General features: G+C 53.1%; 16 protein-coding genes and 2 pseudogenes. 6 read left to right on the forward strand and 12 right to left on the reverse strand.

Annotated elements, in window-relative coordinates:
- Positions 1–73: 73 nt before the first annotated feature.
- A complete protein-coding gene (locus tag ACO0LM_RS10125) occupies positions 74–3,508 on the reverse strand; it encodes a S41 family peptidase (RefSeq protein ID WP_423036696.1) in 3,435 nt (1,144 codons plus the stop codon).
- 220 nt (positions 3,509–3,728) lie between these two features.
- Here ACO0LM_RS10125 and ACO0LM_RS10130 point away from each other — a divergent pair, with 220 nt between their 5' ends.
- Complete coding sequence (locus ACO0LM_RS10130; protein ID WP_423036698.1) at positions 3,729–5,513, forward strand: glycoside hydrolase family 44 protein; 1,785 nt, start codon at positions 3,729–3,731, stop codon at positions 5,511–5,513.
- A gap of 27 nt (positions 5,514–5,540) precedes the next feature.
- Here the strand turns inward: ACO0LM_RS10130 and ACO0LM_RS10135 are convergent, their stop codons facing one another.
- The gene (locus ACO0LM_RS10135; protein WP_423036700.1) at positions 5,541–6,554 is read right to left on the reverse strand and encodes an NADP-dependent oxidoreductase; all 1,014 of its coding nucleotides are present in this window, start codon (positions 6,552–6,554) and stop codon (positions 5,541–5,543) included.
- A gap of 169 nt (positions 6,555–6,723) precedes the next feature.
- Here ACO0LM_RS10135 and ACO0LM_RS10140 point away from each other — a divergent pair, with 169 nt between their 5' ends.
- Positions 6,724–7,617 carry a LysR family transcriptional regulator gene (locus tag ACO0LM_RS10140; protein ID WP_423036702.1) on the forward strand — a complete coding sequence of 298 codons (894 nt, stop codon included), beginning with the start codon at positions 6,724–6,726 and terminating at the stop codon, positions 7,615–7,617.
- Here ACO0LM_RS10140 and ACO0LM_RS10145 read toward each other — a convergent pair.
- From ACO0LM_RS10145 to ACO0LM_RS10155, 3 genes are all read right to left on the reverse strand, one after another.
- Entirely contained in the window at positions 7,600–9,621 is a 2,022-nt protein-coding gene (locus tag ACO0LM_RS10145; RefSeq protein ID WP_423036704.1) for an alpha/beta hydrolase family protein, read from the reverse strand. The two genes, ACO0LM_RS10140 and ACO0LM_RS10145, sit on opposite strands and share 18 nt — an antisense overlap.
- Before the next feature lie 167 nt (positions 9,622–9,788).
- A complete protein-coding gene (locus ACO0LM_RS10150) occupies positions 9,789–10,979 on the reverse strand; it encodes an acetylornithine transaminase (RefSeq protein ID WP_423036706.1) in 1,191 nt (396 codons plus the stop codon).
- Between the two features lie 481 nt (positions 10,980–11,460).
- Positions 11,461–12,486 carry a CDP-6-deoxy-delta-3,4-glucoseen reductase gene (locus ACO0LM_RS10155; protein ID WP_423036708.1) on the reverse strand — a complete coding sequence of 342 codons (1,026 nt, stop codon included), beginning with the start codon at positions 12,484–12,486 and terminating at the stop codon, positions 11,461–11,463.
- A 452-nt stretch (positions 12,487–12,938) separates the two neighbouring features.
- Here ACO0LM_RS10155 and ACO0LM_RS10160 point away from each other — a divergent pair, with 452 nt between their 5' ends.
- Positions 12,939–14,516, forward strand: coding sequence for a methyl-accepting chemotaxis protein (locus ACO0LM_RS10160; protein WP_423036710.1), 1,578 nt, complete (start codon positions 12,939–12,941; stop codon positions 14,514–14,516).
- A 31-nt stretch (positions 14,517–14,547) separates the two neighbouring features.
- Here ACO0LM_RS10160 and ACO0LM_RS10165 read toward each other — a convergent pair whose 3' ends face one another.
- Positions 14,548–15,288, reverse strand: a complete 741-nt coding sequence (locus ACO0LM_RS10165) for a substrate-binding periplasmic protein (RefSeq protein WP_423036712.1) — start codon at positions 15,286–15,288, stop codon at positions 14,548–14,550.
- A 439-nt stretch (positions 15,289–15,727) separates the two neighbouring features.
- Between ACO0LM_RS10165 and ACO0LM_RS10170 the strand changes: the two genes are divergently transcribed.
- The gene (locus ACO0LM_RS10170; RefSeq protein ID WP_423036714.1) at positions 15,728–16,645 is read left to right on the forward strand and encodes an SDR family oxidoreductase; all 918 of its coding nucleotides are present in this window, start codon (positions 15,728–15,730) and stop codon (positions 16,643–16,645) included.
- Here the strand turns inward: ACO0LM_RS10170 and ACO0LM_RS10175 are convergent.
- The 6 genes and pseudogenes from ACO0LM_RS10175 to ACO0LM_RS10200 all read right to left on the reverse strand — a co-directional run bounded on the left by ACO0LM_RS10175 (position 16,570) and on the right by ACO0LM_RS10200 (position 22,640).
- Positions 16,570–17,079: a sensor histidine kinase gene (locus tag ACO0LM_RS10175; RefSeq protein ID WP_423036785.1), complete on the reverse strand. Its 510-nt coding sequence runs from the start codon at positions 17,077–17,079 to the stop codon at positions 16,570–16,572. The genes ACO0LM_RS10170 and ACO0LM_RS10175 overlap by 76 nt on opposite strands.
- Positions 17,080–17,094: 15 nt before the next feature.
- Positions 17,095–17,970 (reverse strand): annotated as a pseudogene (locus ACO0LM_RS10180) (histidine kinase dimerization/phospho-acceptor domain-containing protein); the annotation flags it as partial.
- Positions 17,956–19,296 (reverse strand): annotated as a pseudogene (locus ACO0LM_RS10185) (CHASE domain-containing protein); the annotation flags it as partial. The pseudogenes ACO0LM_RS10185 and ACO0LM_RS10180, both read right to left, overlap by 15 nt.
- A 23-nt stretch (positions 19,297–19,319) precedes the next feature.
- Positions 19,320–21,101 (reverse strand): GspE/PulE family protein, encoded by a 1,782-nt coding sequence (locus tag ACO0LM_RS10190; RefSeq protein ID WP_423036716.1) that lies wholly within the window; start codon positions 21,099–21,101, stop codon positions 19,320–19,322.
- 22 nt (positions 21,102–21,123) lie between these two features.
- Positions 21,124–21,942, reverse strand: a complete 819-nt coding sequence (locus ACO0LM_RS10195; RefSeq protein WP_423036718.1) for a spermidine synthase — start codon at positions 21,940–21,942, stop codon at positions 21,124–21,126.
- Positions 21,943–22,121: 179 nt separating this feature from the next.
- Positions 22,122–22,640, reverse strand: a complete 519-nt coding sequence (locus ACO0LM_RS10200) for a DNA-deoxyinosine glycosylase (protein WP_423036720.1) — start codon at positions 22,638–22,640, stop codon at positions 22,122–22,124.
- A 148-nt stretch (positions 22,641–22,788) separates the two neighbouring features.
- Between ACO0LM_RS10200 and ACO0LM_RS10205 the strand changes: the two genes are divergently transcribed.
- Complete coding sequence (locus tag ACO0LM_RS10205; protein ID WP_423036722.1) at positions 22,789–23,259, forward strand: glycine zipper 2TM domain-containing protein; 471 nt, start codon at positions 22,789–22,791, stop codon at positions 23,257–23,259.
- A 329-nt stretch (positions 23,260–23,588) separates the two neighbouring features.
- Complete coding sequence (locus tag ACO0LM_RS10210; RefSeq protein WP_423036724.1) at positions 23,589–24,095, forward strand: DUF3016 domain-containing protein; 507 nt, start codon at positions 23,589–23,591, stop codon at positions 24,093–24,095.
- Positions 24,096–24,130 lie beyond the last annotated feature (35 nt).

Consider the following 24,130-nt stretch of genomic DNA (forward strand, 5'->3'; position numbering starts at 1 on the left):
CTTTTGGCTTGTTGGAAATAAAAAAATCCTCGTAGCGATTGCTACGGGGATTTTTCATGTTGGCTTTCAGTACTTATTTTAAGGACGGAATAGCTTGCGGTAGCAGCGCTTTGACCGGTTGTTCCTTGAGTTTCTTTTCCAGTAACTGTATGGCGGTTTCCAGTTGCTGGTCCTTGCCGTTGAAGGTGGCATGCGGCAGATTGTCAACTTCGACATCCGGGATCACGCCTACGCCTTCCACCAGCCAGCGGCCATCCGCGCCAAATTGCGCATTTTCAGCAGCCCTGATCATGCCATTGTCGGACAGGGTATTTCCGTCCGACAGCCAGACGCCGGCACCCGCAGTACGTTTGCCGACCAGTGGGCCGAGTTTCAATGCCTTGACGCCAGCGGCAAAGGTTTCGCCGTCAGAGTAAGTCAGTTCATCCACCAGTACCACCAGATGGCCACGGAAGGTTTGCTGCATGTTGACATACGGCGCAGACGTTGGTGTGGACCAGAATGCCCAGGCCTTGCGCAAGAGTTTTTCTATGATCCAGCTGTCGATATTGCCACCGCGATTGCGTCGTACGTCGATGATCAGGCCATCACGGTCGATATTGCTGTAAAAATCACGGGCAAAGCTATTGATGTCTTGCACTCCCATGGCACGCAGATGCAGATAGCCGATGCGGCCCTGGGTCAGCTTGTTGACCCGTTCGCTACGGCTTTGTTCCCAGTCGCTGTAACGCAGATTCGCGTGTTTCATCATATTCACCGGCGTGACAATAACGGCACGGACTGCCTGGTCGCCACGCCTGACATGCATCAATACCTGCTTGTCGGCCTGGTTGGTCAACAGGTCCGAGATATCGCGCGCTTCCAGCACGGGCTGGCCATTGATGGCGGTGATGATGTCGCCTTCCCTGACATCCAGGTCCGGTTGCGACAGCGGGGTGCGTTCGGATGGCAATTCCGGTTCGGTATGATAAATATGATCAATGCGATAGCCCGCATTGGTACGGCTTAATACGGCACCGAGCGAAGCAGCCTGGCCTTCTGCCGCCACGCGGCGGACATCGCCCGGGCGGGTTTGTGAATGCAGGGTGCTGACTTCACTGGCCATCAGTCCCAGTACGTCATTCAATTCGGCGCGGTCGGTCACGCGCTCGACCAGCGGTGCATATTTGCTGCGCACCTTGTTCCAGTCGACGCCGCGCATTTTATCGTCGAACAAAAAGTCGCGGTGCATGCGCCAGGCATCGGCATACATTTGCTGCCATTCGAGTTTGGGGCTGAGGAAGAAACTCCAGTCACTGATGTTGACCTTGGCCTTGCTGATGTCGGACGGTTGTCTGGCACCGGCTTCAACGATGATGAAATCACCCGGGCCAGTGGTGCTGTGCACACGATAAAACACATGCTTTTTGTCGGCAGACAAATCAAACTGACGTATATTGCCCGCAAAAATGTCCGGTTGCGGCGCAGTTTTGCTGATGGCCAGGGTTTTCAGTGTGGCCTTGCCATCGGTGCCGTCGAGCTCGGTAAAATACAGGCGCTTGTCATCCAACGCCAGTTCACGATAATTGCCATAGGCCAGTGGCACCTGGTACAGCCGGTCTGCCAGACCGCTGTATTGAATCGCGGGCAGGACAGGTTTTGCCGGCTTCTTGCTATCCTCGGTTTTGTCTGTGGCCTTGTCAGCAGTTTTTTCAGCCACCTTATCATTTGATTTATCGTTTGACTTATCGTTTAATTTTTCGCTGGGCTTGTCAGTCGATTTGTCAGTCGATTTGTCAGTTGATTTGTCGACGGCTTTATCAGTGCTCTTGTCTGTGGCTTTGTCTGCCGGTTTGTCTGGCGTCTTGTTCAGTTCATCATCTGCCTTGAACGGGAAGCGGGTGCCAGTCTGCAGGGCCAGTGCGTAAATGCCGGTGCGTTTTTCAAAATGCGGCCCCATGTTGCGGTCACCCCAGGGCGCGCGATTGCTGACCTGGAAGTTGCGTTCAGAGTAGAAGTACAGCCAGTGACCATCCGGTGAAAACACAGGGTTGTGCGAGTTGTATCTGTCGCTGGTGACGAAGTGCAATTGCTTGCTGTCCAGCGCATACAGACCTATCTGCGGTCTTTGCATTTTATTGTCGGCTCTGACGATGGCGATGGTCTTGCTGTCTGGCGACCAGACGACTTCCTCCTGTCTTTCAGCCCCGATTTTGCCGGCATCATCAATCACCTGATTGGTTTTTGTCGCCAGATCCAGCAGCCACAGTTTGCCGCGTTTGTCGGTATGTGCCAGCCACTTACCGTCGGGGGAAGGGAAGATGTGGTAGCGATAGACGCTGCCATTGGTGGTAAGCATTTCTGGCTTGCCTACGCCATTGGCCGGGAATTTCCATATTTCATTTTCACCACTGGTATCGACAATCGCAAATACCGACTTGTCATCGTGCGAAAAAATGGCTTCGCGGGCGCGTGCATTTTCTGGAATCGGTAAGTCGATGCGGCGTTGCGGGCCGGTGCTGGCTATCGTTACGCGACCGCGGGCGGTGAACAGCAGGCGTTCTTCCTTGCCGGATATTTCTACATTCGTCAGGTATTCCAGTGGCGTCTTGATCTGGCGTTTGCGCTGCTGGTCAAAATCAGATACCAGGTCAATGTTGATGAGTTCGTCCTTGGCAGTGGCGATATCCAGCACGCGCAGGTCGGCCCCCAGTTGATAGGCGATCTTGCCATCGCCCAGGCTGGCGTTGCGTACTTCCCATTCCTTGTGCTGGGTCAGCATACGGGCATCGCTGCCATCGGGACTGGCGCTCCAGATATTGAAAGCACCGTTGCGGTCGCTGACGAAATACAGGCGGCCTTTCCACCACATGGGGCGGCGGTTATTGCTGGTGTCGCCGCTAAACAGCTGGGTGGCTTCGGTCTTGGCCTGGATGTCATAACGCCAGACTTGTGCCGTGGCACCACCACGATACTGTTTGACATTGTCATTCGTCATTTGCAGGCCAAAGCGGGTGAAGTACAGGTATTTGCCGCTATCGTCGAGCACCGCTTCATTCGCATCGGCCACCGGGAAGACACGGCGCAACATGGTCTGCGGGTTGATGGCAGCGACCACGCGATGGGAAGAGGGGCCAGTGCTGTTCAGCGTGCTGACCAGGACTTCGCCACCGGTGGTCCAGCCCAATACGTTTACCTGGTCATTTTCAAAACTGATGCGCTTGGGCACACCGCCACTCATGGGCATGACGTAGGCTTCAGTCGGTCCTTCATAGGCGGCTGAAAATGCCAGCCATTTGCCGTCATGCGAGATGGCAGGCAAGATCTCTGCCGCCGGGTGCGTGGTCAGCCTTTGTGCCTGCCCGCCGCTACTTGCCACTTTCCATAAATCGCCTTCCGCAGTAAATACCACTGCGTCTGCGCGTATGCTGGGGAAACGATAATAGGCCGGCGCGGCCAGTGCCTGCAGGGATGTCGAAGTGATCAGGCCGGCCAGGCTGAGGGTAAGCGCAAGTGTCGAAAGTCTCATTTTTGTCTGGTAGTTGTCTGGAATTTGTCTGGATATAAGAGAACGGGAGTGGTTTTGAGTTTTTGTATCAAATATGCCGCAAATCTGGTTAATAAAACGGCAAAAATTGCGCCAATTGTTAAACAATATGAGTTTTTTGCCGATGGCGGGCGGCAAACTTCTGGCATACTTTGGCTTTAATATTTCCAATTGGAAATGGTGCGGTGGCAGGCCAGGAGTCATGATGAGACAAGTCAATGTTTGCAAAGTTCTTGCAATTCTTTTTATTTCGGCAGAATTTTCGACATCCTCGGCACAGAATGTCACGTTTTCTATCGACACCCAGGCTGAGCGCAAAGCCATCAGTCCGCTGATTTATGGATATAACGCTTATGCCGACGGTAGCAACCGTGCAGGCCTGGCAAATCAGGGTGGTTTGGCTAGTCTGCAAGGCTTGAACTTGCGCTCGCGCCGTCTTGGCGGCAACAATATGACCAGCTATAACTGGGAAAATGGTGTCAGCAATTCAGGCGCTGACTGGTGCAATTCATCCAATGCTGGCGTGAGCGCCATGACCGGTGCCGGTGACCCCAACCAGGCTGCCGGGCTGGCTTATTATGTGCCTGGCGCTGCCCTCAAGAGTTTTCATGACCAGTCACTGGTGCTGGGTACGTATTCCCTGTTGCAGTTGCCTGCCGCTGGCAAGCTGCCAAAAGATATCGTTAATTTAAATCCACCTTCTACCTGCAATAATTCCCAGTTATGGCAAAACACGGCTGGGCCGGCCAATCTGGATGCTGCGCGCTGGGTAGACATTGTCAATGACAAGCCCGCTGCCGCTGGTGCCCTGAGCCTGACACCAGGCCTGACGGATGGGGTGGTGTATATCGATGAAGAAATCAATTTCCTGGTGCAGCAGTACGGTGCCGCAGCGACTGCCAGCGGCATCAAGGGTTACGAACTCGACAATGAGCCAGACCTGTGGCATCACTGGGCCACCAGCAGTGGCGACAGCGGCACCCACGCCAATCTGTATCCCCAGGTGACCACGGTCAGCGATGTGCTGCAAAAGAATATCGCCCTGGCAAATACCATCAAACGCATGGATGGCGGGGCTGAAACCTATGGCCCGGCCATTAGCGGCTACCTGGGACTGTTCAGCTTGTGGGCAATCTGGGATGGTTCGCAATCACACCAGCCGGCGGACTGGGCACAATACAATGTCGAACCCTATGTCAGCAATGGTAGTGGTGACCGTTATCGCTACAACGGCATGACCATGGCAACTGCCTATCTGGCGAAGATGCGGCAGGCTTCCCAATCGGCAGGCAAGCGCTTGCTGGATGTGTTTTCATTCCATTATTATCCACAGGCTTCAAGCAGCACTACCGATAGGGTGCAGGCTGCACGCAGTCTGTGGGATGCGACTTATGTGGAATCGACCTGGATCACTCAGTCGGGCAATGGCTTTACTGATGGTCGCGGCTTGCAAATGCTGCCCAAGTTGCAACAGGCCATCACGGATTTTTATCCAGGTACCAAACTGGCGGTTACCGAATATGATTTTGGTGGCAAGTCAGATATTACCGGGGCCATTGCACAGGCTGATGCCCTGGGCAGTTTCGGCAGGCAGGGCGTGTACCTCGCCACCTATTTTGGTGATGCCGAAGGCTTTATTGCCTCCGGCTTCAAGATCTATAGAAATTACGATGGCAATAAATCGGTCTTTCCTGCCACCTCGATCAAGGCTGTTGCCAGCAACAATGCCAATGCAGCGGTGTATGCGGCAGTCGATACCAGTGACCCGAATGTCATCCATGTGATTGCCATCAACCGCCTGGCCAGTGCACTCAGCAGCAGTTTCCAGCTCAGCCATCCGGTGACGCTGAAATCTGCCCAGGTCTGGGGTGTCAGCGGCAGCAATACTGCCGTGACTGCCAGAAGCGGCCTGAACAATATTGCGCAAAACAAGTTCAGCTATAGTCTGCCAGCACGGTCAGTGTTGCACTTTGTGCTGAAGCCCTGATCAGATCGTAAACACGTTCTGAGGAATTCAGCTTTGCAGCACTTTAAGAATCAGCTTGCCATTGTTTTCACCGGTGAATAATTTCTGGAAAGTTTCAGGAAATTTTTCCAGTCCCTCGACAATATCTTCACGGCTTTTCAGTTTGCCAGAGCTGATCCAGCCACCCATGACCATGGCAGCTTCCATGGCGCGTGGGTAAAAGTCGGACACCATCACACCTTTCATCGTTGCCCGTTTCACCATCAGGTTCAGGTAATTCGATGGCCCTTTGATCGGGGTGGTGTTGTTGTATTGTGAAATCGCTCCGCAGATGACGACGCGGGCACCAAAGGCCAGCTGTGCCAGAGCCACATCGAGAATGTCGCCACCGACATTGTCGAAATACACGTCTATGCCATTCGGGCAGTGCTGGCGCAAAGCGGCGCTCACATCTTCCGTCTTGTAATCGATGGCAGCATCAAAGCCCAGTTCTTCAGTCAGGTAACTGCATTTATCGGCACCACCGGCAATACCGACCACGCGCGCACCCTTGATTTTGGCAATCTGGCCGACGACGGTACCGACGGCACCGGCAGCACCCGATACCACCACTGTATTGCCCTCCTTGGGTTGCCCGACTTCAAGCAGACCAAAATAAGCCGTCATGCCCGGCATGCCCAGCGTACTCAGGTACAGGGGCAGGGGGGCCAGTTTGGCATCCACCTTGGTGATGCCCTTGCCATCGGAATACGCATATTCCTGCATGCCCAGTATGCCGCTGACATGGTCACCGGCGACAAATTTGGGATTCTTGCTGGTGACGACCTGGCCGACTGCCAGGGCGCGCATGACTTCGCCGATGGCGACTGGTGGCATGTAAGAGTTTTTGCTTTCATTCATCCAGCCACGCATGGCCGGGTCAAGCGAGATATACAGGTTCTTGATCAAGACTTCACCGTCCTGCAAATCGCGCAGTTGCTCGGTGACATAGTTGAAATCGCTGGCTTTGACACTGCCCTGAGGGCGGCTGGCAAGCTGAAACTGGTAGTTGATGGTGTTCATTCTATTTTCCCTGGCGGTTATTGTTAGGCAGCAACGTGTTAGGCAGCAACGTGTGAGGCAGCAAAGCGCTGACCATGAAGAACAGTATAGGCAGGATATTGTTGCCTGATAAGGTAGAGATATCGCATAATATTGTTGCTTATAACAGGACAATAAATAGGGTAATTTCATGCTGAATCCACAACACCTGGCTGTGTTTGCCACCATCGTGCGTACTGGCAGCATCAGCAAGGCAGCCATACAACTGGGCTGCGGCAAGTCGCTGCTGTCGCGGCAATTGGCAGCCCTGGAACAAAATTTGGGCGCACGCTTGCTACAGCGCTCCACCCGCAAGCTGACGCTGACAGAGATCGGTGAGCAGGTCTTGCATGAAGCGCAGCGCATCGAGACAGCGCTGGCAAATATTGAACAAATGGCCGGGCAGCACCAGCAAGAAGTCAGGGGGCGTTTGCGTGTTACTTGCCCAATGCCTGCCGTTGCCAGGCTGGTGCCGGTCATGACCGAGTTTTGCCGCCGCTATCCGCACATTGATTTTGCGCTGCAAGTTGAAGACAGACTGGTAGATTTGATAGCAGAACAAATTGATGTCGCCATTCGCGTCGCCCATCTGGATGACTCCAACCTGATCGCGCGCAAGCTGGTGGATAGTCAGCGCATACTTTGCGCGGCCCCTGCCTATCTGGCAAGCGCGGGCCATCCGCTTGTGGCCGAGGATTTGAGTCGGCATGCCTGCCTGCTGTATATCAACGCTGGCAGGGCAAATGATGAATGGACTTTGCTACAGCACGGTGAAACCAGGAAAGTCAGAGTGAGCAGCCACTTTCAATCCAACAATGGCATGGCCCTGGTGGCTGCCGCTTGTTCTGGTGCCGGTATTTTGCTGATAGACAGGTTGATAGTCAGCAAGCACTTGCAAAGCGGAGAATTGGTGCCTGTGCTGGACAATTATCAATTGCCCAGTGGTTCACCGGTGTATGCGGTTTATCCGGCGCGTGACTGGCTGGCATTGAAGACGGCCACTTTCGTGGCCTTCTTGCAAGAGCGATTATTTAGCAGTGTCTGATGCTGCCAGTGGCTGGCCTTTGCCAATGTTTTGCTCAAGGAATTTCTCTACCCGTCCCCAAAAATCGATATTGTTTTTGAGCAGGAAAAAACCGTGACCTTCTTCAGGGTATTCCACCCATTCCACATTGGCATTTTTTTCCTTGATCGCCTTATAGAATTTGGTGCCATGATCTATCGGCACGCGGTGGTCACGTTTGCCATAAGCCATCAGTAAAGGGCGGGTCAGCTTGTCGGTATTTTGCAAAGGCGAAGTGGCTTTCAGTTGGGCTGCATCCTTGACCTGGTCACCGATCAGTACAGGCATGCCGAACCATTTCCACTCATCTGAAAAATCACTCCAGTGGATGTCGTACAGCAGGTTGATATCCGTCACACCTACCCACTCTATGCCACAGCGGAAAATGTCCGGGTCTTTGATCAGGCCCATCAGCGTGGCATAACCGCCATAACTGGCACCAGCAATGCAAATACGCTTGGGATCGACGTAGCCTTGGGCAATCGCCCATTTGGCCGCATCGGCTACGTCATCCTGCATAGCAAGTCCCCATTGCTTGATGCCGGCGCGGAAATGTTTTGTGCCATAACCGACGCTGCCACGATAATCAGGTTCTATGACTGCATAACCGCGTGAAGCGAGGAATTGAGCTTGTGGATTCCAACTCCAGTGGTTGCCGCGTAAATAAGGGCCGCCATGCACTAACACTACGGCTGGCAGGTTTTTGCCAGCACTGTTTTTCGGCAGGGTCAGATTAACTGGTATCTGCATGCCATCGCGGGCCGTGTAGTTCAGCATTTCTTTTTCAGCCATTTGCTCGGGCTTGATGTCTGGCTTGCTGACGCCCAGGCGTACCAATTTACCAGTGCTGAAATCAAACAATTGCCATACACCTGGTGCGATATCTGAATAAGAATGGACCAGCGCAATATTGGTTTTCAGGTCAGATGGGAAATGCAGGGAGTTAAACGTGTCGGGCAGCAGCGCATCAATTTGTTTTTGTTTCTCTGCGATGGAATCATCAAACCATAGTGTGGCTGGCCGGCTCATTTCGTAACGCAGGCCCAATACTTTCTTTTGCGGCCCGTTGTAGACCAGTTGGCCGGAAAAATCATAGCCTTTCAGTGAAATCACAGGCTCTGATTCCAATTGATTCTTTTCCAGATCAAAACGATATAGTGAACTCAGATCTTTACCATTGTTGGCCCGCACGTATAAATCACCTTCCGGGCTAAAAAAAACAGGGGTAATTCTGTCGTTCGATGCCCAGGTTGAGGTGGCCAGTGTGCGCCAGGCATTTGTTTTCGGATCTTTATAATTAATGATAGATTTTTCGTTCTCGGTCGTGACCGCAATACGTGGTACGCCAGCTTTGTCTATCAGCCACGTATTTACCTTGCCGGGACGGGGGACCAGTTCAGTATTGCCCGTCATGGTGTTCAGGCGATACAGATCAAACACGTCGGAGCCAGCTTCTACTGCCTGGATCACATAGACATCCGGCGAAGCAGAACCATGGGCAATATCAAGGAAATGGGTGTACCAGGGTAATTCATTACCGACTACCTTGGTATGCCTGCCAGTGAATTCATGTGTTACCAGGCGCAGGCGTTTGCTGCGGTCTTTGTTGACGGCATACAGGCCATGGCCAAAAAAGCGTTGGGCTTCCTTGTATTGCAAATCCGTCAGGTCATAGACCAGCCTGTCATTATTAATCCAATGGAAAGTCCTGACATCCTTGTCTTCATAATTCGCAATAATTTCAGGGCGCAGTTTGCCGACTTCCAGTATGGCCAGTACCATGCGGTCATTGACACCCTTCATGATCATGGCAATGTTTTTGCCATCGGGTGACAGGCGGGCATCGCTGAACTGGGATTCTTTGAAAAAGCTGGCGATAGGGATGGGCTCAGCTGCCGCATACGATATCGGGGCGTGGAGTAGAAACAGGCTGCTAAAAATGCTGAATGCGATTTTGCAGGCCACTGGCTTATAAAAATTGTGCATGTGCGCTTTGATTGCGTAAATGGAATTGTGCATTATATACACTTTTAAAAAAGACAAAAATGCTTTTTAGATAGTATTTTTACTGCAATAAAAAAGGTCTGCACGACTCTCGCCGCGCAGACCGATTTCTTAGAACGTAAACAGGTTCTTAAAGCTGAAGGTGAAACTTAGTTTTTGACTTGCTGTATCAGCACACGCAGCATGCTGATCAACTGATCAATTTCTTCCTTCGTCACATTCAGTGCCGGCATGAAGCGCAACAGGTCAGGGCGGGGTGAATTGAGCAGCAAGCCTACCGGTTCCATATCGCGTGCGGCCTCCACCAGTTTGCCACCGATGTTGTCACCCAGCTTCAGGGCGCGCAGCAAGCCAAAGCCGCGTTCACCCTGCATGCCGAATTCGGCAGACAATTGCTCCAGTTGCTGGCTCAGGTACTCGCCTTTTTCCTTGACCGCTGCCAGGAAGCCGGGCTTGGTTAGTTCCTTGAACACGGCAATGCCGACGGCGGTCATCAACGGTGCGCCGTTGTAGGTGCCGCCCTGGTCGCCAGGAACGAAGCAGGCCACTTCTTCACGGCACAGCAAGGCACCCAGCGGTACGCCACCACCGATGCCTTTGGCCAGCGTCATGATGTCTGGTTCTATATTCGATAACTGATAGCCGAACAGTTCACCGGTACGCCCCATGCCGGATTGCACTTCATCCACGATCAGCAGGATGCCGTGTTTCTTGGTCAGGGCGCGCAAGGCTTGCATGAATTCCGGGCTGGCAGGAATGACACCGCCTTCACCTTGTACCGGCTCCAGCATGATGCCGACGGTTTTGTCGGTGATCAGTTTTTCTACCGAAGCGATATCGTTCAGATCGGCCTTGGGAAAGCCGCTGACTTGCGGGGCAAAAATCGTGTCCCAGCCTGGTTTGCCCGACGCCGACATCATCGCCAGGGTACGCCCATGGAAGCCATGGTCAAAGGTAATGATTTCAAACGCGCCATTCTTGTTCAACTGCCCCCACTTGCGTGCCAGTTTGACGGCACCTTCATTGGCTTCGGCACCGCTGTTGGTGAAAAACACGCGGTCAAAGCAAGAATTTTTAGTCAACAGATCGGCAAACTCCAGCATCGGTGCGTTATAGAACGCCGGGGAAGGGTTCAGCAGTTTTTTGGATTGGCTGACCAGGGCTTCATGGATGACGTCGGGGCAGTGGCCCAGGCAATTGACGGCCCAACCTTGCAGATAGTCCAGATATCGCTTGCCCTTGTGATCAGTCAGCCACATGCCCTTGCCTTCGACGAACACGAGTTCGGGGCGCGGTGTGATGTACATCAGGGAATTTACGTTGTACTGACTGAATTCCATTTCAAGACTCCTAAGGTCGTTACAGTGGGGGAAGGACAAAAAAGCAGGATAAAAAAAAGCCACAGGATGGAACCTGTGGCTGGATATTCGTGGTGTCGCTTTTTACGCGCACGCTCACTCTTACATCGGCCCAGGCTCGCTTGGCGAGACGCGACGTCGTGCAATATTTGGTGAAGACATGTCAGTAAAAATTTTCATAAAATGGATAGTAGGACTTTTTGCGCACTGCGTCAAAATAAATTTGCGGGACTTACGAAAAACCGCCCCAACTGCGTTGCAGCTCCTCGCCGTACTATTCGTACTGTCTTCGTCACTGGCGGTGTAGTTGGGGTTTCAGACAACATGTTGTCTGCCAACGAAACGAACCTCCCCTGCAAGGGAGGTTTCCTTAAGCGATAGCCTTGTTGGGACGATTTTGCGTAAGTCCCGTTTAAGGTGATTTCCTTATCATGCTTTTATGACATGCGGCAGGCCGACAGGGTCAATTCGCCAGATCTGCCTCTGAGGTAAAGGAATCTGCGTAGAACTCGTCCGCAGGTAACTGGCACTGTGCCGTGAAGTCACGTTTGGCGGATTCCACCACGACCGGTGCACCGCAGGCATACACCTGGTAGCCCGACAGGTCGGCATGATCTGCCATGACCGCCTGATGTACAAAGCCTTGACGGCCAGTCCAGCCATCTTGCGGCAGGGCATCAGAGATCACCGGGATATAACTGAAGCCAGGCAATCGTGCGGCCCAGTCCTTGCACAAGGTATCCATGTACAGGTCGGCCGGTCGGCGGCCACCCCAATACAGGCTGACAGGGCGCCTGGATTCGATATGGATCAGGTGCTCCACCAGTGCCTTGATCGGGGCGAAACCGGTACCGGACGCTAGCAGGATAATGGGCTTTTCTGTATCTTCACGCAGGAAGAAGGTGCCTTGCGGGCCTTCAAAACGCAGGATGTCGCGTTCCTTCAGTGTGGAAAAGACCTGGTCGGTGAACAGTCCGCCCGGCATGTGGCGCACATGCAAGCTGATATGTTCATCCAGGTGAGGGGCATTTGCCATGCTGTAGCTGCGGCGCTTGCCATCCCGCAGCATGAATTCTATGTACTGGCCGGCGCGGTATTGCAGGCGCTCGTTGGCAGGTAATTGCAGGGCGATGAGCATGACATCGTCAGACAGTTTTTCAAGTTTGGCAATGCGGCTAGGCATTTTCTTGACAGGATAATCACAGTCAGCAACGATTTCGCGTGCTTCTATGGTCAGGTCGGATTGCGGCCTGGCACAGCAGAACAGGGACATGCCCTGTGCCTCTTCAGCTTCGGGCAGGGCACGCACCTGATGCGGGCCGTGTTTGACCGTACCGCTGGCTACCTTGCCTTTGCACGAGCCACAGGCACCATTTTTACAGCCGTAGGGCAATACTATGCCAGCGCGCAGGGCTGCTGACAGCACGGTTTCATCTTCGTCACAGCTGAATTGACGACCACTAGGGGTGACAGTTACTTGAAAAGTCATCGGGTATGTTTTGAAATAATTAGGGTCTGTTCTGGACACCGCAACGCTTACGCCGGGTTTGCTCTGCCAAACGAGGGGCAGACAGGAATCAAACGGGAGCACATGATAGCGTAAATCCGGCAAGACCAAAAGCGTGCATGCTGATAGCACTTGGGGGACAGACGGTTATTGGCAGGAAGGCATGAAAATAGGGTGCGTTACGGTATATTATCGGCTGAGTACGATCAGTATCTCAGTATAAATGAGGAGGGGGCGGACCTTGCCATTTTTGCGGGGTATTTAACTTATGTTAATTATTTCCTCCAGGGAACCCAGTACAATTGTCATATTGAGTGCATTCGTGGCTCAAGTGCCGGTTTTCTTGTTTGCAGAATGCGTTCTGACGAAGAAAATGGTACTTCGCAATAGAAACATGACGGCAGTGTCGTCGTAAAAGCTTTAAAGGAGTTGATATGAGCTGGTTCCTGAATTTGAAGATCGCCTACAAATTGTTGCTTTCTTTTTTGGTGGCCTTGAGCCTGACGTTAGCCACGGGCATTTTTGGAATCGTGCAAATCTCGCGCCTGAATGTGGCTTCCACCGGTGTTCTTACCGACACCTTGCCCAGCGTGCGTTATGCCTTGCTGATGAAGGCAACCCTCAACCGCATGCGCGTGTCCGAACTGCAGCACATCCTTTCCAGTGAAGAGGCGGATCATAGCTACTACGAGAAAAGCATAGAATCCCGCACCACGGAATTCATGGGCTATGAATCCAAGTACCGCTTGCTGGTCAGTTCGCCGGAAGAAAAACAGATATTTGATTCTCTGGCACAGTCCTTCACCTTGTATGGAAATGCCAGCAAAAAAATGCTGGCCCTGTCGCGGGCAGGGAATACTGAAGAAGCCCGCAAGGCGATCCGCGGTGATTCCGTCAAATTATTCCGTGGCGTGAATGATCTGGTTGATAAACTGGTGGAACTGAGCCAGGCGGAAAGTGAACGTGCCCTGGTGACCAATGACAGCCTGTTTTCATCGTCCCGTTTATGGATAGCCGGCATCCTGGCGGTTGCCATGGTACTCAGCGTGATCCTGGCGCTGTGGATTGCACGCCTGATCAGCCGGCCATTGCGTGCTGCGGTCAGCATTGCTGAAAGCGCTGCCAGCGGCGACCTGACGGTATCGATTGAAGCCGGTTCTGAAGATGAAATCGGTCAGTTGCTGCGTGCCATGCAAACGATGAATACCAGCTTGCAGAAACTGGTAGGCCAGGTACGCGAAGGGACCGATGCCATCGGCACGGCGTCGCAAGAAATTGCTAGCGGCAATCTTGATTTATCCGCCAGGACCGAACAACAGGCGGCATCGCTGGAAGAGACCGCATCGGCGATGGAAGAACTGACTTCCACCGTCAAGCAGAATGCAGATAATGCACGTCATGCCAATAGCCTGGCTGCGTCCGCCACCACGGTGGCGGGCAAGGGTGGTCAAGTGGTCAATGAAGTGATCGCGACCATGAGTTCCATCAATGATTCGTCCCGCAAGATTGTGGACATCATCAGCGTCATTGACGGCATCGCCTTCCAGACCAATATTCTCGCGCTGAATGCCGCCGTCGAAGCAGCCCGTGCCGGCGAACAGGGACGCGGCTTTGCCGTGGTCGCCAGCGAAGTGCGTAACCTGGCGCAACGCAGTGCCTCCGCTGCCAAGGAAATCAAGGAATTGATCAATGACTCGGTAGAAAAAGTCGGGGCCGGCAGCAAGCTGGTGACCCAGGCCGGCAGCACCATGGAAGAGGTGGTCGACAGCGTGCGTAAAGTCAGTGACATCGTCAACGAGATCAGCTCTGCCACGATGGAGCAAAGCAGCGGCATAGAAGAAGTCAACATCGCTATCATCAAGATGGATGAAGTCACGCAGCAAAACGCCGCATTGGTGGAAGAAGCCGCTGCTGCCGCGCAATCCATGCAAGACCAGGCCGTGCAACTGACCAATGCCGTCAGCGTATTCAGGCTGGATGCAACTACTGTGCGCAGGGCTACGCCGAGGTAGGTCGAGGTGGGTCGAGCTTAAGCGGCGCTGGTCAGTTGCAGTTTTTTATGCTCAGTGTCGCTGGAGTGCTGTCTTTTTTAAGCAGATCGGATTCCGCCATTTTCGTCAATCGCTGCAATTCGCCATTGGCTGTGAATTGGCTGATGGTGCCAGCGATAGTCGCCGCCAGCGATTTGTGCCTGATATTCAGGTAATGATGGGCGGGCTGGACCAGCAAGACCATTTTTTCTGATATGGCGTCAGCCCCCGCTATCTTGTTCATGGCCCGGTAGGCGCTATACCGGGAATCCACGGCCACATCGATACGGCCAGCCACCAGCATCTTGAAAAGACTTTCCGAGGTATCTGCAAACGTGATCCCGGACAGGCCTTCGGTAGCATTCTGGGCATTCATGATACCACGGACCACACCTACTTTCAGCGTCTGTAAATCACTTTTCTTGTTGATGCTGAGATCGCGGCTTTTTATCGCATATGCCAGTGTTTCAACCACGATATAGGCCGGGTCTATGCGCAAGAGTTCCGGGTGTGCTGCGGCATAATTGGGTGGGCGCAGGGCTTCGCCGTCAATATGCCCGGCCTTGGCTTCTTTGGTGGCACGCAGGGGCGGCAGGTTGATAACGCAAAAACGCAGCCCTGCCTGTTTGTATACTTCACTCAGTATGGACGCGCCAACAAGCCCGGTGGCAGAGTCGACATTGACTGAAATCTGCAGGGGTGCAGGCGTTTCTGCGACAAGATTTGTCGCTAGTAGCAAGGCCATCATATTCATTGATTGTTCCTTGTTTGTCCCTTGTTTGTTCCTTGTGCCGGTCCCTTGCCTGTCTCCAGGCATCTGTACCCGTCAACATCAGGAGTGCAATGCAGTCCCACTGCCGGATGTAAGAACGGGTTTACGATCTGTAGCGAGCGTCAGCGGGGTAAGGGTAACAAAAACGCAGCGCAAAAAGCGGAATGGTCTTAAGACCATGAGCATTTTGAGCAGCGCATGAGCCCCGATCACGCTCGCTCGCTACAGATCGTAAGGTTCTAAGCGATGTAGCAACAAATAGTGCCATATTCTTTGTAACTTGGCTGTGGTAAAAGCGCAAATCTTTTACTGCGCTATCGTGCCGACACCGGGTCTACGGATGGCGTTTGATCGGTCAAGAAAATGTGTCCATGGCTGCCGTAAAAATCACAAAGCGGGACTTTGGCATACAATCCTGAACATGACAAAACAATGTATGCAAATCGGCAAGCCGCGCTTGCTTATCGTGGGTTGTGGTGATGTCGGCATGCGCCTGCTGCCTTTGTTGCAGACGCACTTCCGGGTATTTGCCCTGACCAGCCAGGCGGCCCGCTGCTCCGAATTGCGGGCAGCAGGGGCGGTGCCCATCCTGGCCAATCTGGACCAGCCGCATAGTCTGGCCCGGCTGGCCGGTTTGGCAAAGCGGGTCGTGCATCTGGCACCGCCGCGCAGTGAAGGTGATACCGACATCCGTACCCAAAACCTGATTGCGGTATTGGCTGACCAGAGCCAACTGGTCTATGTGAGTACCACCGGTGTGTATGGTGATTGTGGCGGTACCGAGTTTGATGAAACCAGAAGCGTGAAACCGCAGAATGCCCGGGCAACACGGCGGGTAGCGGCAGAGCGCAGCTTGCGTGCCTGGGCCAGGCGCAGCCAGTCGTGTCTGGCCATCTTGCGCGTGCCCGGTATTTATGCGGCAGAGCGCCTGCCACTGGAACGCTTGCACAAGGGGACACCAGCCCTGAACGAGGCTGATGACGTGTACACCAATCATATCCATGCCGATGACCTGGCACAGTTGATACGGCTGGCGCTGTTTCGCGCTTCACCTAACCGTGTTTATCATGCGGTGGACGACAGTGATATGAAGATGGCGGCCTATTTTGACCTGGTAGCGGATAGCTTTGAACTGCCACGCCCGCCGCGCCTGCCACGGGCAGAACTGGCACAACAGGTCAGTCCGGTATTGCTGTCTTTCATGTCGGAATCGCGGCGTTTGCGCAATCAGCGCATCAAGCTGGAACTGGGTGCTCGCCTGCGTTATGCCTCGGTCAGGGAAGGCGTGCTGGCTGCGCTGGAATCCAGTGGGAGGACGACAAAGAAGACCGAACCCTGACCTTCTTCACTGTGGAAGCCGATTTCGCCACCCATTTTTTCTATCATGGTCTTGCTCAGGCTGAGGCCTAGCCCGGTCCCCGCATATTTGCGGGCAGCCTTGGCATCTTCCTGGGTAAATTTTTGGAAAATGCTACTTTTGAATGCTTCTGAAATACCGATGCCATAGTCCTGCACTTCAATCCGGGCATGATTTACATTGGCAATGATGGTGACATCAACCCGCCCGTTCTCACGCGAAAACTTGATGGCGTTGGACAGTAAATTCGACAAAACCTGGGTAAAACGCTGTGAATCCACCCTGACCGGCAAGGCCCGTTCTGCCAGCAGCTTGCAGCGTATGTCCACGCCAAAATTTTGGGCATAACCCAGGTTTGACTGTATGGTGTTTTGCACCAATTCGTCCAGCAACAGGCTTTCAAAATGAAATTGCATGTTGCCATATTCGAGTTTCTCAAAATCCAGCAAGTCATTGATCAGCTTGGTCAGGCGTGTGGCATTGTCGTTTGCCATGAGCAGCATGCTGCGTGCCTTATCAGGGATTTCCCCGGCGACGCCACCCACCAGCAAGCCCAGTGCCCCGCGTATGGAAGTCAGCGGTGTGCGCAATTCATGCGAAACGGCAGATACAAATTCAGACTTCAGTTTTTCAACCCGTTTTTTCTCTGACAGGTCATGCATGATGATGACTAGCAGCACTTTCTGCCCCAGCTTGACGCGGGTGATGGCCAGTTCTACTGGGACTTCCTGGCCGTCTTTTTTGATGGCCATGACTTCTTCGCGGTCGCTTTTCCCGGTTTCTTCAAATGGCATGCCAGTGGGTGAACTGGTCAAATGGCGTACCAGTAACTGGCACGAACCGGGATCGGGAAACAGGGTCAGCAAGTTCAGCCCAGGCAGGCTGCCATGTGTATAGGTGAGCAGAATTTCCGCCGATTGATTGGCTGATTCGATGACGCCATATTCATCGGTAGTGAGTATGCCTTCTGCAGCATTGTCGAGTATGGTGCGCATTCTTTCTTCACTGTCGTGCAGTTGCGTGGTTCTTTGCGCGACCAGGTTTTCCACGCCATAGGTGTGTGCCGTGGCGACCAGCAGATAGGTACCCAGCAGGCCGGTGAACAGCAGGCCACCTATCATGGTGATCCAGGTGATCCAGGCGACATGGGATTTCCAGTATGCGGATGAAGGCTGGGCCAGGAAGGCATATTGCCTGCCGCCGAAATTGATGCTGGCCTGGAACAGGTAACGATTATCGATTTCTGCGATGTCGTCAAGGAAGATGCCTTTTTTCCCGGGATAAGACAGGTCATAAAATTTGACCATGACATTTTTCAAGTCTTCAGACGTGAGGTTATCCTTGACCAGCTCCGCCATGCGTAACTTGCTGACGGCAGTACCGGAAAATGCGGCTTTTCTTTGGTCGATATTATCCAGCGGCTTGCCATGTTCATATACCGGGGCGAACAGCAGCACATGCAGTTGCTGATCGCCAGCTTCCAGCGATGTCAGCGGGTCGGTGACGGTCAGGCTGCCACTGTCACGCGCATCTTCGATGGCGTTCCTGCGCAATACGCTGGAACCCATGTCATAACCGAAGAATGCTTGATTGCTGACAAATGGTTCTATGTATTTGACCGGATAATACTCATCCCTGACTTTTGCTTCTTCCAGAGACTGGTGTTCATTCATTTCCAGTATCTGGAAATTGGCAAAGCCTTCCCGCAGCACCGAGACTTCAAAATTTTCCCGTTGCGCCAGCGTGACTTTGGGTACCCAGGCCAAAAAGGAAATCGCTTTTTGATGGGCTAAGGTGTGATTGACGAAAGTGCCGAATTCACCCCTGTTTACCTGGTTGGAACTGGCATATAGACGTTCGATATTGCGCATGATGTCGGAATGATTGTCCAGCCGGTTTTGCAGGCTTTGCCCGACGCGCTCTGCCTTCAGGCGAAATTCAAGTTGCTGTTTTTGCTCTTCGCGATAGCGGGTAAAAGCGAATGCCGTGACCACCAATAGCAGGCAGACAAACAGCGGCAGCATGACACTCCACCTTCTGGCACGCCAGATGGCGCGCGGTTTGCCATACAGGACCATGACGATGGGCGTAATCGTCAGTACCCCAAAGGTGTCGCCGGTCCACCAGGCTATCCAGTTGTTGATGAATTCTGGCCAGGGGATGATATTCAGGGCTGCCAGGGTGGTCACACCGATGCTGGCATTGATCAGGCAGGCGACCAGGGCACCGTAAAAAAAGAACTGGAAGATGCGCTTGTCGGTGCCAAGTGACAGGTCATTCTGCAAGAAATGGCGCACCATGCGGCCGCCAGCAGCGGCTTGCAGTACGGCACCGGTAGCGACGATGGAAGAGGCGATCCAGGCACTGGCATCCAGTCTGCCACCAATGGCAAAATTGATGAGCAGATTGGCAATCAGCGCACCGGCGGCCACCCCGGGCAAGAGCCGGTAACCACAGGTTAACACCACGCCCAGGGCAATACCGGCGGGTGGGAAAATGGCGATCGAGTAGCCGGGTGGGATGGCCAGCAGCAGCGAAAACCGTCCTAACACCGCATAGACCAGGGCGACTGCCAGGATGTGTGGTAGCAGTTGCCGGGTTGTGATGGAGGTGCTGGACGGAGCTGGCTGCATTCCTGCGTACCCTGAAAACTGCGCTAAATCAGTGATGAAGTCACTTTCAACACTTCATCGGCGGTGGTGACACCTTCTATGATCTTATAGGCGCCCGCAATGCGCAAGGGTTTCATATCATCCTTGACACTTTGTGCGCGCAGGGCGTGGATATCGGCTGCTTCAGTAATGAGCTTGCTGAACGGCAGGGTGACGGTCAATAGTTCATACAGGCCGGTACGTCCCAGGAAGCCGGTTTGCCGGCATTCCGGACAGCCGACCGGGCGATAAATGGCTTGTGGCTTGGGAATACCCCAGTCTTCTACCAGCGATGACCAGACCGCATCCTGCATTTCCCCGTCCGGGGATTTGCAGTGTATGCACAGGGTACGTACCAGCCTTTGCGCCAGGATGCCGATGATGGTTGCTTCCAGTAAATAATACGGTACGCCCAGTTCGAGCAGGCGCATGATGGCAGAGGGCGCATCATTGGTATGCAGGGTGGACAAGACCAGATGGCCGGTCAGCGCTGCCTGTATCGCCATTTCTGCAGTGGGCAAATCACGAATCTCACCCACCATGATGATGTCCGGATCCTGACGCATCAGTGCCCGGATACCGTCGGCAAAGCCGAGGTCGATGGAAGCCTGCACCTGCATCTGATTGAACGAACCTTCCACCATCTCGATAGGGTCTTCGACCGTACAGACGTTGACGTCTGGTGTCGCCAGCGCTTTCAGTGTGGTGTACAGGGTCGTGGTCTTGCCGGAACCGGTAGGCCCGGTCACCAGGATGATGCCATGCGGCTTGCTGGTCAGGTGATCCCAGCGTTTCGCGTCATTGATGGGGAAACCCAGTTCGGGCAGGGTCTTGACCACGACTTCAGGATCGAAAATACGCATGACCATTTTTTCGCCAAAGACGGTAGGCAGGGTGGATAAACGCAATTCCACTTCCTGGCCATCATTGGTCCTGGTCTTGATACGGCCATCCTGTGGACGTCGTTTTTCGATCACGTCCATGCGGCCCAGCAATTTGATACGCGCCGTCATGGCGATCATGACCGTGGCCGGCACCTGGTAGACCTGATGCAGCACACCGTCGATACGGAAACGGATGATGGAAATATCGCGTTTCGGTTCCAGGTGGATATCCGAGGCGCGCTGGTCAAAGGCAAACTGCCACAACCAGTCCACGATGTTGATGACGTGCTGGTCGTTGGCGTCTACCTGCTTGTTGGTTTTGCCGAGTTCAACCAGTTGTTCAAAGTTCTGGCGCAGGGCGGCATCATTCTTGTTGGACTTGCGTGCATCCTTGATCGATTTCGCCAGCGAGAAAAACTGGACGATGTATTGCGAAATTTCCAGTGGATTCGCCAATACCAGGCGGATTTCCTTGCGCGTGAATTTCAGGATTTCCTGTTGCCATTCAAGATTGAAAGGCTCGGTGGTGGCAATGACGACTGTGGTAGACGTGGATTCTACCGGCAGGATGTTGAAGCGGGTCGCATACGAAGACGACATCACGTCCGAGACATTGGTAAAGTCAATTTTCAGCGGGTCTATGCGGTAGAACGGCATGCTGACCTTGCCCGCAGCCCATTCTGTCAGCCAGTCCAGCGTCAATAAGATATGTGGGGCAATGGCGGAATGTAGTTTAGCCTGTGCCACTGCTGTCAGCGGATGCATGGACGCCGGGCCATTTTTCAGAAATGCCTGGGTCGCATTAAAATGCGCTTTTGCTTCTTCTTTGGGGACGACGCCATCTGCCATCAGCCAGGTAAAAATCTGCTGAAGATTCAGGCTGCGGTGTACGGGTTTATTCATATTGTTTTGGTATGTCAAATAATCAGTTGGGATTGCAGGCTGCTTTCAGCCCGTTGACCCAGGTTTTGGCTGGAAGTTTGGTGCTGGCCTTGATTTTCTCTGCGCGTTCATACAGGCTGTCGAAATCCAGTGATGGTCTTTGCTTGAAGGCGATCGCCACCACATTGCCATCATGCACTTCGGGCAGGCACAACACCTGCTCAAAGGCGAAGCGCAGGGCTTTCACATTGCGGGTGTAGCTGGGGTGGTCACCAAACAGGTTGACGGTCAGTATGCCATCATCTTTCAGGCAGGCAGCGCAGGCCTGGTAAAACTCGGCACTGTCCAGTACCGGGCCACGTGCGGTGGCGTCATACAGGTCCACCTGCATGGCATCAATGCTGCCATGGTTGTTTTCATCATTGACGTAATCCAGGGCATCCATTTCCAGCACTTGCAGACGTTCATCGTTGGCCGGCAGTTTAAACATGCTTTCACAGATGGCAATGACTGAGGGATTCAGTTCCACTGCTGTCACGCGGGCATCTACAAACTGGCGGTAGCTGAATTTGCTCAGGGCACCGGTGCCCAGACCCAGTTGTACCAGATGAACGGGCGTATCGATGAACAGCATCCAGGCCATCATCTGTTGAGCGTATTCCAATTCTATGGCATCCGGTTTGCGCAGGCGCATGGCACCTTGTACCCATTCAGTACCAAAATGGAGAAAGCGTACGCCATCGAATTCGGACAGGGTAACCGGGGCAAATTTGGGTTTGCGGTTGGCTTTTTTGATAACCGCAGCTTTGGGGCCGGAACGATGATTTGCTTCGGCTTCTATGGATTTTCGTTTGATTAGCATGGGCTTATTTTAACCAGTCACCTGGCGCTTAAAAAGGAAATTTACATGATTCCTGTTGCCAGTGATGATTTTCACCTGAAAATGCCTCATTTGAGCAGATTTCCAGACATAAACCAGTTATTTGACAAAAATCCAGCCTTGTCATCCGCGACATCGGTGTCAGGGTGTTAAGCATGAGCTTACATTTCAGTCTTGAGGCCGGTTTGAAATTCTGCCTTCCATTCCCGCAACTTGTCTTCAAAAGAACGCATGGCATAAGCCGGGGAAGAGGAGGGCAGGATGGCGGTCTGGTAGCCACGTTCACTGAAATAGCCAGCCATTTTCCCTGCGGTCTGGCCGTTGAAGCAGAGTTTCCGCAATTGTGGATGGCGTGCCTGCAAGCTGCTGAAATCATTCAGCTCGCCCTGGCGTATGGCCGAATCCAGACTGCCGGATCGCAGGCAGGAATGAAAGATATCCCACAAGCCGACGCCATGCGCCAGCAAACAATCCAGCCGCTGCGGATAATCCAGGGCCAGCATATCGGTTTCCAGCGAGGCTGACATCAGGCGCCAGAACTGGTTTTGCTTATACGCATAGTATTGAACGGCATGCAGTGAGGCTTCGCCGGGGAAACTACCAAGTACCAGCGTATGGGTGCGCTGATCGATGACAGGGGGAAAGCCTTGTAATAGTGGCAAAGTAGTGTCGGCCTGCATGCCTGCTTCTTTCAGAGATGTCTATTTGAATGCGGGAGCTTAGCAAGCATTTGTCAATTTCGCTTGCGCGTGAAAATTAAAACGGGAAACTTAGCTTTGCCAATGCCGGTCAACCGTATTAACAGTCGTGCGTTTTATGCTAATTGAAATGACAAAGGAGTGTATTTTGAAACGTCTTATTATTCTGCTTGCGGTAGCCAGCCTGAGTGCCTGTGCGGTTACGTCGCACAATTCGGGTAGCGTGTATAACTCCAGACAGACTCAGAATGAACAAAGTGTACGTATGGGTTATGTAGAATCCATACGCGACGTCACCATAGACCGTGGCCAGAGTGGTGTCGGTACTGCTGCAGGTGCAGCATTGGGCGGGATTGCTGCCGGATCATCCATAGGCAAGGGCAATGGTGCCCTGGCGGCCGGCATTGTCGGCGCGATTGCTGGTGGCATGATAGGACAGAATGTAGAAAAGAATGCGACTCAGGTGCGTGGTCTGGAAATTACGGTCAAGCTGGACAACGGTGAATTGCGCGCCGTTACCCAGGATGCGGATGAACCCTTCCGTGCTGGTGACAGGGTACGTCTGCTGTCGAATGGCAGGACCACCCGCGTAACACATTGATTCGGGCATGAATTCGGGCATGAATTCCGGCATGAATTTGGGTAATAAGTAGCCTGCTTACCCTGGCAAATTAATGCCAGCGGCTGAAAAGTCTTGTCACAAATTTGATTCCCGGAAACGACCAGCCAGTCTGGTCGTTTTTGTTTTCATCGACTATGCTTGAAGAGCAAAGCGGCCAGGTTTTTTTGTGCTTGCTCCCGCCACAGGCGATCGGTCGACCATAGCGGGAATTCAAGTATAGTAAGATCGTAAACAGGTTCCAAGTAAACAGGTTCTAAGGGCTCAGATGCGCCTATGCATCATCAGTGAGCAGGTAAAAGGAGGTCAAAGTGAAAAAGATTTGTACCCTAATGTTGCTGGCCACCGTCATGGCAGCCCCTGCCTATGCCGGTAGCGCCAAGGTCAGTTGGCAAGAACCGGAGAAATTTACCGATATTCGCCCCACCAATGAAAGCAAGATCGGTTTTCAGGAAAGAGTTATCAAGGAATTTGACCGGATGTTTGCAGACCTGGCAAAAAAACTGCCAGAGGGCTATGAATGGGACATCACGGTAACGGATGTCGATCTGGCTGGTGATGTCAGACCCTTCTTCAGCCCTATGGTGAATGATATTCGTGTGATCAAGGAGCTATACTGGCCACGCATGAGTTTCCGCTTTGACCTCAAGGATGAGCAGGGCAAGACCGTGGCATCTGGCACCGAGGATGTGAAGGACATGAATTTTCTGATGCGCATGGGCGTTGCCAGCGGCCATACCAGTTTTCAGTATGAAGAACAGATGCTGCGCGACTGGTTCAGCAAGCAGCAAAAGCAAAAGATTTTTCCTACCCGCTGACTTTGATTGGGTATAAAAAAACGGACTCAGTGTTT

This window comes from Undibacterium sp. Di26W, from assembly GCF_049340265.1.
Lineage (GTDB): Bacteria > Pseudomonadota > Gammaproteobacteria > Burkholderiales > Burkholderiaceae_D > Undibacterium.

Bases quoted from the DNA above. Each gene is read 5' to 3' on its own strand.
- ACO0LM_RS10150 (WP_423036706.1), bottom strand. From the start codon at position 10,979: ATGGAATTCAGTCAGTACAACGTAAATTCCCTGATGTACATCACACCG.
- ACO0LM_RS10200 (WP_423036720.1), bottom strand. From the start codon at position 22,640: ATGCAGGCCGACACTACTTTGCCACTATTACAAGGCTTTCCCCCTGTC.
- ACO0LM_RS10165 (WP_423036712.1), bottom strand. From the start codon at position 15,288: ATGAATATGATGGCCTTGCTACTAGCGACAAATCTTGTCGCAGAAACG.
- ACO0LM_RS10175 (WP_423036785.1), bottom strand. From the start codon at position 17,079: ATGCAATTTCATTTTGAAAGCCTGTTGCTGGACGAATTGGTGCAAAAC.
- ACO0LM_RS10135 (WP_423036700.1), bottom strand. From the start codon at position 6,554: ATGAACACCATCAACTACCAGTTTCAGCTTGCCAGCCGCCCTCAGGGC.
- ACO0LM_RS10205 (WP_423036722.1), top strand. From the start codon at position 22,789: ATGACAAAGGAGTGTATTTTGAAACGTCTTATTATTCTGCTTGCGGTA.
- ACO0LM_RS10155 (WP_423036708.1), bottom strand. From the start codon at position 12,486: ATGACTTTTCAAGTAACTGTCACCCCTAGTGGTCGTCAATTCAGCTGT.
- ACO0LM_RS10195 (WP_423036718.1), bottom strand. From the start codon at position 21,942: ATGCTAATCAAACGAAAATCCATAGAAGCCGAAGCAAATCATCGTTCC.
- ACO0LM_RS10170 (WP_423036714.1), top strand. From the start codon at position 15,728: ATGACAAAACAATGTATGCAAATCGGCAAGCCGCGCTTGCTTATCGTG.
- ACO0LM_RS10130 (WP_423036698.1), top strand. From the start codon at position 3,729: ATGATGAGACAAGTCAATGTTTGCAAAGTTCTTGCAATTCTTTTTATT.
- ACO0LM_RS10140 (WP_423036702.1), top strand. From the start codon at position 6,724: ATGCTGAATCCACAACACCTGGCTGTGTTTGCCACCATCGTGCGTACT.
- ACO0LM_RS10125 (WP_423036696.1), bottom strand. From the start codon at position 3,508: ATGAGACTTTCGACACTTGCGCTTACCCTCAGCCTGGCCGGCCTGATC.
- ACO0LM_RS10160 (WP_423036710.1), top strand. From the start codon at position 12,939: ATGAGCTGGTTCCTGAATTTGAAGATCGCCTACAAATTGTTGCTTTCT.
- ACO0LM_RS10190 (WP_423036716.1), bottom strand. From the start codon at position 21,101: ATGAATAAACCCGTACACCGCAGCCTGAATCTTCAGCAGATTTTTACC.
- ACO0LM_RS10145 (WP_423036704.1), bottom strand. From the start codon at position 9,621: ATGCACAATTTTTATAAGCCAGTGGCCTGCAAAATCGCATTCAGCATT.